Origin of the sequence: Carboxydocella sporoproducens DSM 16521, from assembly GCF_900167165.1 — a bacterium.
Lineage (GTDB): Bacteria > Bacillota.
Map to the genome: position 1 here is coordinate 1 of NZ_FUXM01000015.1, position 13,100 is coordinate 13,100.

Sequence of the window (13,100 nt, forward strand, 5' to 3'; positions counted from 1 at the left end):
AGTTCGGTTTTCATTAGCTGTATAGTTTCAGTATCCAGTTTGTTGCCCAGGCTATAAAGCTGTAGAAAGCCTTTAACAGCAGTAAGGGGGTTGCGAATTTCATGGGCCAGGCCAGCAGCCAGTTGCCCGATGGTGGCCAGGCGTACTGAATTGCTGAGAGCAATTTCCCGTTGTTTGGCGGATTTTCTGGTGATCTTATTGAGTTCTTGTTCAAGATCTGTTAGGGCGGCTTCCAGATTAAAAGTGTCTGTTTCTATCATTTTAATAGAAAAAGGTATTTTAGCAGTTTTTAGACGATCACAAATCTGGCCTTGACTGATAATTAAAATACGATTAGAAGAGTAACGGCAAAAAAGCTGTGAGCCGCAAAGGTTGCGAAGGAAGATAATAAAGTCATTGGATGAATTTCCTTGTGATTGTTCTACAAGATAAAGCCAAACGGGGTAATGAGAGATTTCTGTAGAAAAATGTTCAAAAATATATTTACGGGAATACACATAAGTCTGATAATCTATATAATCATCATCTAAATATTTAAGTAAGTGTTCATCTATTTTTTTCTTATATAAATAAATTACTATTGGAACTAAAAACATAGTAATTATTGGACTTGTATGAAAAGCATTAAAAGCTAAATAATAAATGGGAAAAGTAATTATTTGAATAGATAAAGCCTCTTTAATTAATTTCTTATTAAATATATCTGCTATAATTAAAATAGAAACTAAAAATAGGAAGTTTGTAAAGAAAAAACAAAAATGAAAAATAATATATGAAATGAATTGGACAGAAGGTAAGTAGCTTTTAATATTAATAAAAATTAAATGTGTAAAAAAAATTGAAAGAATTATTTGACCAAAGTTAAAAATGAGTTTATAAAACTGTTCTTTTCTAATTAAATGGCAAACATAACCATCCAGTATCGCATAACCTAATGCAGCAGAAAAACCGAAATCAAAGTATAATATTGGATACCAGATGCTTAATAGATTAAATGAAAATTTCAAGTTTACCATATTAATAAATGAAATAATAGATGATAAAACAATAGCAAAATATAAATATGGATTTTTTATAGAGTATGGATCAAAATAAAAAAATAATACAATTAAGCTACAACAAAAAACTAAATAAATATACAACTTGGCATACCAGGCTAATTTCATCGCTAAATAGCCTCCACTAGCTAACAATGTTTAAAAACAGTGGCAACTTAAGGATAAATGTAGTATAGTCACTTTCAGATGCCAGCTCCAGTTGACCATTATGATTGGCGGCAATTTGCTGGCAAATAGTCAGGCCCAGTCCAATCGCATTGGGCCTGGTTGTAAAGAATGGCTGGAAAACCAGCTCCCGCTTATCAGGCTCAATGCCAGGTCCGCTATCCTGTACGGTCAGAAAAACATGGGCCTGGTCCTGACCGGTTTTCACTTTAATCCAGCCTTTACTTTCCACAGCCAGGTAGCTATTTTGCAGCAAATTGATAAGCAGCTGCCGAATTTGGGCAGCATTTAGATAAAGCTCAGGCAGACCGGGATCCAGTTCTATTTTCAATTCGATTTCCCGCAGTAAAAGTTCCGGCTTAACCAGTTCTACTGTTGAGGTCACTAGCTCATTCAAATTCAGCTTTTCCCTTTGTTTATGTTCCAGGGATGGATTGGATAAATAAAGTAATCCTGTAACCAGCTGGTTAACGCGGTCTAGTTCTTCCTCCATCATCTTAATCGTATCAGCAGGTAATTCCCTGCCCCATTCCAGTAACTGCAAAAAGCCGCTGACAGTGGTCAGAGGATTACGGATTTCATGGGCAATACCGGCGGCCAGCTGGCCAATAGTGGCCAGGCGAATGGACTGTTGCAATTGTTTTTCTTTTTCCTGCTGATATTCCTGACGCAACTCCCCCAGCTTTTGTTCCAGCTGATCCAGAATTTCCTCTACTGAAATCAAAGCGGGAGTGAAAGCTAACGTGGCTACCAGACAAGGAGGTTCAGCAGCTGGTTGTTTTATTTGGTCCATACTCAAAATAGCCAGCTGATTGCTGGTATAGCGGTAGACAGTTATTCTGGTATTGGACTTATACAGGGAGCGGACAAACTGGCGCAATCCATCTTCAGCGGCTAGACTGCCGTGGATTTCTTCAATATCCCTGTAGTCCGGCAATTCCAGCAGGGTAATCCAGTGGGAAGACTGCTTCTTCTGGGCTAATTGGGCCAGAGTATAGAATAAGTGTTTTCGTGAATAAAGGAGTACATTATTATCCAGAACTTCAGGCTGAGTTGTAGGCAAAGTGGGTTGTAACAGTTTTTTGATCAGATAAAGGAAAGCAGGTACCAGGATCAGGGTTTCCGTAGGACCGGCCTGATAGGCAGCAAAAATCAGATAATAAAAGGGTAAGGAAAATAACAAAGTTGAGCTAATATTCCCGAGCAAGGAAGAATAATATTGCCCGCTTAGTAAAAGCAATGGCAGGTAAAGCAGTCCATTTAATACAGTAGAGATTAAATAAAAGAATAGAAAGTTAATGAATATCGGTAATTGGAAAGGTTGATTCAGGGTTTGCAGGATGGTAGTTGTCAGGGTCAGGAAGATTGCCGTCTGTCCCAGATTGAACAACAGTTTGACCCAGCCATCCCTGCGGCTGATATTGTCAATAACAACTTCTGCTGTTCCCAGCCAGACCAGGGCTGCCGGACCGAAAAAGTAAAAACAGATAAAATCCAGACCGCTCACCAGGTTGAATGTTACCCCCAGATTAAGGGCAGATAAATAAGTGGTAATTCCTGCAGCCAGGAATAATAGGAGCAATTCGTTGCTCAGGGGCTGGTACCAGAAGGACAGATGCTGGGTCAGAAAAATAATACCAATTATAAAATAAAGCAATGCCAGTATTTTGATGGAACGGTTGGATTGCAGCAAAGTTCGACCACTCCTGAACATCTTAATTGAAAATATTAATTATAATAATATCATTATAACACAGGAAATTTATTTCATCGACACCGGGAAGGAATTTGCTACCCGGTGTCGAATATTTTTCAGGGAATGCCTGTAGGAGGGAAATTAGGTGATTGAACTTTACAATATATCCAAAATTTATCCTAATGGTGTCAAAGCCCTGCATGATCTGACCCTTAAAATCGGCAGAGGGGAGTTTGTGTTTCTGGTCGGACCCAGCGGGGCGGGGAAATCCACTTTACTGAAACTGTTGACCAGAGAGGAAAATCCCACCAGGGGCCAGATCTATATCAATGGTAAAAACATTGTGCGCATGAAAAACAGTGAGGTGCCTTATTTGCGGCGGAAAATCGGGGTGGTTTTTCAGGATTTCCGCCTGTTACAGGATAAAACGGTTTTTGAAAATGTGGCCTTTGCCTTGCGGGTGGCGGAGGCGTCCGGAAAAGAAATCAAGCGGCTGGTACCAGGCATGCTGGAACTGGTGGGCCTGAAGGGAAAAGAAAATTCCTTTCCCCGGGAATTGTCCGGTGGAGAACAGCAACGGGTAGCTATTGCCCGGGCCATGGTCAACAACCCCCTGATGGTTATTGCAGACGAGCCTACCGGTAACCTGGACCCCGATACATCGCTGGGGATTATGAAACTGCTGGCTGATATCAACAAACTGGGGACAACCATTCTCATGGCCACCCATGATAAAGAAATGGTAAATATGATGCAAAAACGGGTGGTGGCTCTGGAAAACGGGCAGATTGTCCGCGATGAGGAGAAAGGAGTATATGGCTATGAAGATTAGGACCATGGGCTACCTGGCCGGGGAAGCCATGGTCTCCCTGCGCCGTAACGCCTGGCTGGCAGCGGCTTCTGCCGGTACGGTTGCTATCGCTTTGCTGATTTTAGGGGCGGCTCTGCTGGTTGTGTTGAATACCAATTCGGTGGCCACCCATCTGGAATCTCAGGTGGAAATTTCGGTAATTGTCAAAAAAGATTTACCCCGGGAACAGGTGGAAGAACTGGGGACGCGATTACGAAATTTGGCGGGAGTCAAGGAAGTGGATTTTGTTTCCAAGGAACAGGCCCTGGAGAAGATTAAAGAAAATTTCTCCGATCGCCGCGGGGTGCTGGAAGCGATCAAGGGACAAAATCCTTTGCCTGATGTTTATCGGGTGAAGATGCAAAAACCCGAGCAGGTTAAGCCAGCGGCCCAGGAGATAGAGACCATGTTTGGAGTGGACAAGGTTAAATATGGCCAGGGTGTAGTAGAAAAGCTGTTTGCTATTACTAACTGGGTTCGAGTGGCCGGTTCAGTCTTGATCGGACTCCTGTCCCTGGCGTCAGTCTTTCTGATTTACACTACTATTCGGTTGACTGTTTTCGCCCGCCGCAAGGAAATCAATATCATGAAATACCTGGGGGCAACCAACTGGTTTATCAAATTGCCATTTGTTCTGGAAGGGCTGGTAATCGGGCTGATTGGGGCCGGAGTAGCTGTGGGAATTCTTTATTTTTCCTATACCTCTTTGCTGGAAACGGTAACTGTTTCCCTGCCCACCTTGCCCCTGACCCGGGACTGGCGGCAGCTGGCCCTGGTGTTTGAGGGCCTGCTGGGAGCAGGGGTTTTACTGGGGGTGTCAGGTAGCTTTATAGCTGTTCGCCGCTATCTACATGTCTGATGGGGGAGGGATTAAATTGCGTCGTCTGGTTTCGTTACTGCTAATATCCGTACTGACTCTTACTACGGTAAGCAGTGCTTTTGGGGCTGACAGCAGCCGCAGTCGGGAGCAAAAGGCCATCAAGGAACTTAATAAAATCAGGGCCCAGAAAAAGACATTAGAAAAGAGAAAGGATGCCACTGAAGAAGAAATCAAACGCCTGGCCGATGCTATCGACCGGGTTAAATCGGAAATAGATAATCTCCAGGAAGATATTCAGGCCAAGGAGAAGACTATCCGGACGCTGGAAGAGCAGATAGCGGCAGCGGAAGAGGAGCTGGCTCAGGCCAACCAGGAACTGAATGAACAGGTGGAACAGCTTAACAACCGCTTGCGGGACCTTTATGAAAACGGGGCGGTCAGCTATCTGGAAGTGCTACTATCCGCTGAGGATTTCTCTGACTTTTTAACCAGAGTTGACTACATGCAGGCCATTATCCAGCAGGACGGGCAGCTGGTGGAACAGATTGAAGCCAGGCAAAATGAGATTAAGGCCAAGAAAAAGAGTTTGCTGGAGCGTAAACAAAAAGTGGCTGAATTAAAACAGGCCACAGAAGCTAAGAAAGAAGAAAGCCTGGCCAAAGAGGCGGAACATGAACAGTTAAAACAACAGGCAGAAGCCAATTTGGACAAGTTCCAGGAGGAAATTGAGCGCCTGGAGGAGGAAGAAAGCCGCAAGGTAGCGGAAATTATCCGCATTCGGGAAGAAAGAAAGCGGCAGGAAAATCAGCAGAATACCCCGCGCGGGGAAGGGGCAATGAAATGGCCGGTGCCTGGGCATGGGCGGATTACCAGCGGTTTCGGCTGGCGCGTACATCCCATTTACGGGGAAGCCCGTTTCCACCGGGGTATTGACATCGGCGCTCCCCAGGGCACACCCATTGTAGCGGCCCAGGATGGGGAAGTGATTTATTCAGGCTGGATGAGCGGATATGGCAATGTGGTGATCATCGACCATGGGGGTGGCATCAGCACCCTTTATGCCCACATGTCAGCCCGCAGTGTCAGTGTAGGGCAGCAGGTTAGTAAGGGCGAAACCATTGGTCTGGTGGGCAGTACTGGCCGCAGCACAGGTCCCCATCTGCATTTTGAAGTGCGAAAAAATGGAGAACCGGTCAATCCGCTGGGATATGTGTAAGAATTTGCGAAAGGGTCAAATCTGGCCCTTTCTTGTTTTTTCTTGCCCGGTATTGTAGTATAGTAGTTGTGAAGTATTGGAGGTGAACTGGTTCTTGAAAGCGCTGAAAAGAATAATTCTGATTATCATGGTCTTCCTCAGTGTGGTAGGTCTGGTGGCATTGCCCTTTCTGTTTGCCATAGTGCAGAATTGGACAGAAGTACGCCATTTATTACAGGTAGTTGACCTGGTAGAAGAAAATTATATTGAACCAGTGAATAGCGGGCGTCTGGTGGAGGGAGCAGCCAAAGGCATTGTTGAGGCGCTGGATGATCCCTATTCCGTTTACATGGATAGCAAAACTTTTAAACATTTGCAGGAACAGATTTCCGGGGCATTTGGCGGGGTCGGTATCCAGGTGGCCGTAAAAGACAAACATATTACAGTAATTGCGCCCATTAAAGGGACTCCTGCCTACCGGGCTGGCATTAAGGCCGGGGATGTGATTGCCAAAATTAACGGAGAAGATGCCCTGGATATGGATATTGAGCGGGCTGTGCAGCTGTTGCGGGGCAAGCCTGGTACAACGGTAAAAATCACGGTTGTACGCAAGAATGAAAGCAAACCCCTGGAGTTTACTCTGACCAGGGAGATTATCAATGTTCCCAGTGTGGATGGTAAATTATTGCCAGACCTGCCGGTGGCTTATATCAGCATCAGCATGTTCAATGAGCATACCGGTGATGAGCTGGTCAAGGTCCTGAATGATCTGAAAACCGAAGGGGATTATAAAGGCATAATTCTCGACCTCAGGGATAACCCCGGGGGTGAGTTGACCGCTGCTGTCAAAGTTGCTGACCAGTTTATTGGCAAGGGGCCGGTGGTAACCATCCGTGACCGGAAGGGAGTAGTACAGGTCGAGGAATCCGATGCCGGCAAACTCAATTTACCTCTGGTGGTACTGGTCAATGGCAACAGTGCCAGTGCTTCGGAAATAGTTGCTGGTGCGATCCAGGATTATCAAGCTGGGGTACTGGTTGGGACCAGGACCTTTGGTAAAGGGGTTGTTCAGACTATTTATCCCATCGATAACACCACTGGTCTTAAATTGACTACTTCCAAATATTTTACTCCCAAAGGCAGAGATATTCACAAAAAGGGAATCACTCCTGATATAGTTGTAGAACAGCCGGAAAACGGGGAGGACCTGCAGCTAGCCAAAGCCAAGGAAATAATCCGGGCTAAACTGTATTAATTTACGAGGGGAAAGGGGGCATTTTGATGCTGGTTGATGTATCTGACCTGTGGGTTATTGCCAAACAGGTCTTGCTCATCCCTTTTGAAGCCCCCGCTTCAGTACTGATTATCCTGGTTCTCCTCTTTCTTCTCCAAAAAAAGCAATTTAAACGATATTTCGGGGATAGGGCCGGTTTACTGGCCTATAGCAAAGCCCTGGCCAGCCAGGCCCTCTGGGGTTTGGCTGGCGGAATCCTGGGCAGCTGGTTGCTGCTGGGCCTGGGCATTGATATTGATAGTCTGGGAGTACAGTGGCTCTGGCCCCTGGCTTTGATTCTGATGTTATTCCATCACCGCTTTTTATGTTTTTCCTATGCTGCCGGGATACTAACTCTGAGCAACCTGCTCTGGGGCTGGCCTGAAGTCAATGGTGTCCAGTTGATGTACCTGGTAGCTGTCCTGCATCTGCTGGAGGCAGTGCTGATCTGGTTTACCGGGGCCCGTTATGCGGCGCCCATTACTGTGGCCCATCCCCGCCAGGGTACGGTGGGAGGCTTTTATCTTCAGGCTTTCTGGCCCATTCCCCTGGTGATCTGGGTTCAATCCGGCGCTGATTTCTATCTTTTACCATTGCTGGCTGCTCTTGGCTATAGCGATTTGGCTCTGACCCGGCTGCCCTGGCAGCGGGCACGGCGTACAGCCTGGCAGTTAGCCGGTTTCAGTCTGGTGCTGGGCGGTTTGACCTGGCTGGCCAGTTTTTATCCCGGGCTATTGCCGCTGGCAGCCCTGTTCAGTCCCCTGGGACATGAACTGGTGGTGCACGCCAGTCCCCGGGAGGAAATGGCAGGCAAACCGCGCTGGCAATCCACTGCGGAACGGGGCTGGCAGGTACTGGCCACCCAGCCGGGCAGTTTTGCCGAGTGGCTGGGCCTGCGCCAGGGTGACTGGTTGTTGAATATCAACGGGCAGCCGGTGGGGGAAGATCTGCTAGCAGTTAGGGGCTGGGTGACGGTGGACTTTATTACCGCTCAGGGCCAATGGCAGCGCAAAATCGGCTTTCTGGCTCAGCACCATCAGTGGGGGATGACTCTTTCCCCGCGGGCGGAAGACCAGCCAGAAGTGCGGCTTTCCTTTGAAGGACTGGCGAAAAGGTTGTGGCAAAAACTGTTCCGGCAAAAGGAGGACTCCCGATGGATTTGACCCGGTTAGCGGAACAGGCGTTAGCATGCAATAAATGCGGGTTGAGGCAACAGGCTACCCAGGTGGTTTTCGGGGAAGGCAATCCCCGGGCTGATCTGATGTTTATCGGGGAAGGGCCGGGAGCGGAAGAAGACCGGCAGGGGCGACCCTTTGTCGGGGCTGCGGGTCAGCTGCTGACCCGGATGATTAGTGCCATGGGCTGGCGGCGGGACCAGGTCTATATCGCCAATATCGTCAAATGTCGGCCGCCGGGCAACCGCGTCCCTAAACCGGAAGAGGCCCGGGCCTGTTTGCCCTGGCTATATCAACAAATCGACCTGGTGCAGCCGAAAATTATCGTCTTGCTGGGCAGTACAGCTCTGCAAAATCTGATCAAACCCGGGGCGGCTATTACTCAATATCGCGGGCGCTGGTTTGTTGATGAACGCGGTATCTGGGTTATGCCCACCTATCATCCGGCTGCTTTGCTGCGGGATCCGGCCAAAAAGGCAGAATGCTGGCAGGATTTACAACAGGTGATGGCCGCCCTGGAGTATATGGGACTTCATCCTAATTCATACTAAGGATGAAGTCTTTTTTAATGGGGTGGATGAACATGGGCCGTCGCATTGTTGCTTTTTCGCTTGTGCTCCTGGTCGTGTTGACGGGCGGTTGTGGTTTGTTGAAAAAGGCCAAAAAGCCACTCAGCAAAAAAGAAAATGAAATTCCCATCGGAGTCGCCATGGCTAACATGGCGGGGGATGGCTATCCCTTTTTCAAAAAGGAGATGGACAAAGGAGCAAAGCCTGCCAAAGTCAAGCTGCTCTGGCAGGATGCCAAAAATGATGGTCCGACTCAGGCAGTACAGGTGGAAAAACTATTAGAGAAAAAAATCAAGGCCCTGGTTCTGCTGCCGGCGGATGCCGCCATTGCCAGAGATATAGTCAGCAAAACTGCGCAGAAAAAGGTTAAGGTTCTGATCCTGGAGAATTTGCCCCGTGACGTCAATGCCGATGGTTTTTTGTCTCCAGACTGGTTGCGGGCAGGGGAATTGCAGGGGGAGCTGTTAGTAAAGCAAAAATTCAAAGGCAATCTCCTGGTTTTGACAGCAGCGCAGCCTTCCATGGTGGAAGAAGCCCTGTTTGCTGGCTTGCAACGCAGCCTGCAGGGGCTAACGGGAATAAAGGTAAAACAAGCCCCGCTGGATGTAACTGGTAAGCCGGAAGATGTAGCCACACGGGCATATGAGGCATTAAAAAGCCAGACAGGCATTCAGGGTATAGTGGTTCAGCATAGTTTGCTGGTCCCAGGACTGATCAAATACCTCAAGGAGAAAAAGGAAAAGCAGGAAACTCTGCCAGTGACGGTGGCCCTGGGGGCCAGCAAAGAAGGGGCGGCAGCTATCGCCGGCGACCTGCTGACAGCAGACGTAGACACCCGGCCCGATTTACTGGCCTATTATGCTCTGGCGGGGGCCAGCAAACTGGCCAAAAAGGAAATGCTGGAATATGATCAGAAAATCAAAAATGATGGGGCGGATGTGCCGGTCAAAGTTATTCCGGTACGCCTGATTCGCAAGGATAATCTCTATCTGCTGGAAGAACGCTGGGGTAAGATTAAACCCCTTGCCGTCAAAAGCGGCTCCGGTAGCCAGGGAGATTCTAAATCCGGAGAAAGCGAAAAGAAAGGTCAAAGTGCAGGGGAAAGCACGCCCAGTAAAATAAAGATAAAAGGCAAGGAAGGCAAAACCCTGGAACTGGAGTTGAAACCCGGGGAGAGCCTGGAGCTGGAGATAGATGGGGAAATCAAGGCCATGAAACGGGGGAAAGGAGAAGAACAGGAAGGACAGCAGGGAGGCACAGAATCAGGTCAGGGAACATAAGATAAAGCAGTAACCCGAAGCAAAGCGGGGGAGGAGCCATGTTTTATCATCCCTATGACCTGGTAGCCAGGCATATGGTCAATAACTGGTCTGGCTGGACCTTAATGCCCGGAGGAGGAAAAACTCCGGATAAACCGGAATTGGTGGAATTTGATGATCGCCTTTTTTTCTTTGTTCGTGGGCTTAATGATGGCCTCTGGATAAATAGCCTGCGGCCCTTTAATCCCAGCCCTTTCAGCGGCTGGCGGGAAGTGCCAGGAGGCGGTAGGGCCCGCAGTGGACCAGGAGCGGCGGTGTATCGCAATCGCCTTTACCTGGTAGTAAGGGGCTTAAATGATGGGATCTGGTATAACCGGATGGATGATGATGAAGACTGGGACGGTTGGATAGAAGTGCCCGGCGGTGGCCGCACGACGGGCAGCCCGGAGGCTGTGAACTATGGCGGTTTCCTCTGGGTGTTTGTCCGCGGAACTGACAACCGTATCTACTCTAATCGGCTCAACCGCGATGGAATCTGGAGCGGCTGGTCGGAGGTGCCTGGCAATGGCCGTACTTTGTCCGGGCCCGGTGCAGCCAGTTATCGCGGCTATCTCTACCTGTTTGTTCGCGGTACTGATGACCGCATTTATCTCAACCGCCTGTCACCCCTGGGGATCTGGAGCGGCTGGTCAGAGGTTCCCGGCGGCGGCTTGACCCTGGCGGAACCGGAGGCGGTGGTATTCCGCTCGGAATTGAACCTATTTGTCAGAGGCACGGATAATGGTATTTACCAGAATATCCTGCGTCGGGACCTCTGGAGCGGCTGGTCGGAAGTCCCCGGTCAGGGTCGTACTCCTTCCGGACCGGCAGCGGAAAACTTCCGCAACTTGCTCTGGCTGGTGGTGCGGGGGATGGATGACAGCATATATTTTAATGTCAAAGTCTTTTAACCCGGTTTTGGCCGGGCTTTTTGTTTACTCGGAGACAATTTCGCTGTATCATATACTATGTGAGAACAAATATACGGAGTTGAAGGCAGATGGAGTTTAAGCTAAAATCCGAGTTTACCCCCAAAGGGGACCAGCCGGAGGCTATAGCCCGGCTGGTAGAGGGGTTAAATAAAGGTTATCGCTATCAGACCCTGCTGGGTGCTACCGGCACCGGCAAAACCTATACCATGGCCCAGGTAATCGCCCGGGTACAGCGGCCGACCCTGGTGATTGCTCACAATAAAACCCTGGCAGCCCAGCTGGCCAGTGAGTTCAAGGAATTTTTCCCGGACAATGCGGTCGAGTATTTTGTCAGCTATTATGATTATTATCAGCCAGAGGCCTATATTCCTCAGACTGATACTTATATCGAAAAAGATGCCTCTATCAATGATGAAATCGACAAATTGCGCCATTCGGCCACGGCAGCCCTGTTTGAGCGGCGGGATGTCATTATTGTGGCCAGTGTTTCCTGTATCTACGGCCTGGGTTCCCCCCAGGAATACCGGGAAAGCATGTTTTCCCTGCGGCCGGGGCAGATCTGGGACAGGGAGCAGATTTTACGCCGCCTGGTGGACATGCAGTATAATCGCAATGACCTCAATTTTACCCGGGGTACATTCCGGGTGCGGGGAGATGTAGTCGAAGTTTTCCCGGTCGCCTCCAGTGAGCGGGCCATTCGGCTGGAACTGTTCGGGGATGAACTGGAGCGCATAGTGGAGTTCGACCCCCTGACCGGAGAAATTTTCGGGGAGCGCCGGCATGTGGTGTTTTTTCCGGCCTCTCACTATGTGACCGGTCGTGAGACATTGGAGCGGGCCCTGGCTTCCATTGAAGCAGAGCTGAAAGAAAGGCTGGAAGAACTGCGGGCTCAGAATAAACTGCTGGAAGCCCAGCGGCTGGAGCAGCGGACCCGGCATGACCTGGAGATGCTGAGGGAAATGGGCTTTTGCCAGGGGATTGAAAACTATTCCCGGCATTTAACAGGGCGGGCGCCGGGGGAACCGCCTTATACCTTGCTGGACTATTTCCCGGATGACTTTTTGATTATGGTGGACGAATCCCATGTCACTATTCCCCAGATCGGAGCCATGTATGAAGGGGATCGCTCCCGCAAACAGGCCCTGGTGGATCACGGTTTCCGTTTGCCCTCTGCCTTTGATAACCGACCCTTGAAGTTTAGCGAGTTTGAGCAGAAAATCAATCAGATTATTTTCGTTTCCGCTACCCCCGGTCCCTACGAACTGGAAAAGAGTGCGCAAATAGTGGAACAGATCATCCGTCCCACCGGCTTGCTGGATCCGGAAATTCATGTTCGTCCCACTAAAGGGCAGATCGATGACCTGGTAGGGGAAATCCGGCAACGAGTGGAACGGGATGAGCGGGTGCTGGTCACTACCCTGACCAAGAAAATGGCGGAGGACCTGACTGATTACTTGCGGGAACTGGGCATCAAAGTCCGTTACCTGCATTCGGATATTAAAACCCTGGAGCGCATGTTGATTTTGCGCGACCTGCGCCTGGGGGTCTTCGATGTCCTGGTTGGCATTAACTTACTCAGAGAAGGCCTGGATTTGCCGGAGGTAAGCCTGGTCGCCATTCTGGATGCTGACAAGGAAGGTTATCTCCGTTCTGAACGGTCCTTGATTCAGACCATCGGCCGGGCGGCTCGCAATGCCAATGGTCAGGCGATCATGTATGCTGACCGCATCACCGATTCCATGGCCAGAGCCATCCAGGAGACCAACCGCCGCCGCAGTAAACAGATGGCTTACAACCAGGCCCATGGCATCGTGCCCCAGACGGTGCGCAAGGCGGTCCGGGATGTAATTGAGGCCACCCAGGCGGTAGCTGAAGCAGCGGCTAAATATGGTGAATCCACTGGCAAGAAGAAAAAGCTGAACAAAAGAGAGGTAGACAAACTGCTGCGGCAACTGGAGAAAGAAATGAAAGAGGCTGCCCGGCGCCTGGAATTTGAGCGGGCAGCGGAATTGCGGGATGCTATCCTGGAATTGCGCGCAGAATACCTGAGCTAAACAGGAGGTTAACAG

Annotated in this window: 11 protein-coding genes; 9 read left to right on the forward strand and 2 right to left on the reverse strand. The window is 49.2% G+C overall.

Going from position 1 to position 13,100, the window contains the following annotated elements; all coding sequences use genetic code 11:
* Together B5D20_RS14355 and B5D20_RS07050 are read right to left on the reverse strand one after the other, a co-directional pair.
* The coding region (locus B5D20_RS14355) for a histidine kinase dimerization/phospho-acceptor domain-containing protein (protein ID WP_278308369.1) at positions 1-1,166 on the reverse strand (1,166 nt) is incomplete at its 3' end.
* 16 nt (positions 1,167-1,182) lie between these two features.
* On the reverse strand, positions 1,183-2,916 hold the full coding sequence (locus B5D20_RS07050) for a two-component system sensor histidine kinase NtrB (RefSeq protein ID WP_159071932.1): 1,734 nt from the start codon (positions 2,914-2,916) through the stop codon (positions 1,183-1,185).
* A 148-nt stretch (positions 2,917-3,064) separates the two neighbouring features.
* Here B5D20_RS07050 and ftsE point away from each other — a divergent pair, with 148 nt between their 5' ends.
* The 9 genes from ftsE (at position 3,065) to uvrB (ending at position 13,085) form a co-directional block, all read left to right on the forward strand.
* Positions 3,065-3,751, forward strand: coding sequence for a cell division ATP-binding protein FtsE (gene ftsE / locus B5D20_RS07055; protein ID WP_078665532.1), 687 nt, complete (start codon positions 3,065-3,067; stop codon positions 3,749-3,751).
* Positions 3,741-4,628 carry a permease-like cell division protein FtsX gene (ftsX, locus tag B5D20_RS07060; RefSeq protein WP_078665573.1) on the forward strand — a complete coding sequence of 296 codons (888 nt, stop codon included), beginning with the start codon at positions 3,741-3,743 and terminating at the stop codon, positions 4,626-4,628. Before ftsE ends, ftsX begins: the two co-directional genes overlap by 11 nt.
* A 16-nt stretch (positions 4,629-4,644) precedes the next feature.
* The gene (locus B5D20_RS07065; protein ID WP_159071931.1) at positions 4,645-5,805 is read left to right on the forward strand and encodes a murein hydrolase activator EnvC family protein; all 1,161 of its coding nucleotides are present in this window, start codon (positions 4,645-4,647) and stop codon (positions 5,803-5,805) included.
* A 94-nt stretch (positions 5,806-5,899) separates the two neighbouring features.
* Complete coding sequence (locus tag B5D20_RS07070) at positions 5,900-7,039, forward strand: S41 family peptidase (protein WP_242952052.1); 1,140 nt, start codon at positions 5,900-5,902, stop codon at positions 7,037-7,039.
* A gap of 26 nt (positions 7,040-7,065) precedes the next feature.
* Positions 7,066-8,220, forward strand: a complete 1,155-nt coding sequence (locus B5D20_RS07075; RefSeq protein ID WP_078665534.1) for a hypothetical protein — start codon at positions 7,066-7,068, stop codon at positions 8,218-8,220.
* A complete protein-coding gene (locus B5D20_RS07080; RefSeq protein ID WP_078665535.1) occupies positions 8,211-8,783 on the forward strand; it encodes a uracil-DNA glycosylase in 573 nt (190 codons plus the stop codon). The genes B5D20_RS07075 and B5D20_RS07080 overlap by 10 nt, the downstream gene beginning before the upstream one ends.
* Before the next feature lie 32 nt (positions 8,784-8,815).
* The gene (locus tag B5D20_RS07085; RefSeq protein ID WP_159071930.1) at positions 8,816-10,081 is read left to right on the forward strand and encodes a sugar ABC transporter substrate-binding protein; all 1,266 of its coding nucleotides are present in this window, start codon (positions 8,816-8,818) and stop codon (positions 10,079-10,081) included.
* A gap of 38 nt (positions 10,082-10,119) precedes the next feature.
* Entirely contained in the window at positions 10,120-11,010 is an 891-nt protein-coding gene (locus tag B5D20_RS07090; RefSeq protein WP_078665537.1) for a DUF8189 domain-containing protein, read from the forward strand.
* Positions 11,011-11,099: 89 nt separating this feature from the next.
* Positions 11,100-13,085 (forward strand): excinuclease ABC subunit UvrB, encoded by a 1,986-nt coding sequence (gene uvrB / locus B5D20_RS07095; RefSeq protein WP_078665538.1) that lies wholly within the window; start codon positions 11,100-11,102, stop codon positions 13,083-13,085.
* Positions 13,086-13,100 lie beyond the last annotated feature (15 nt).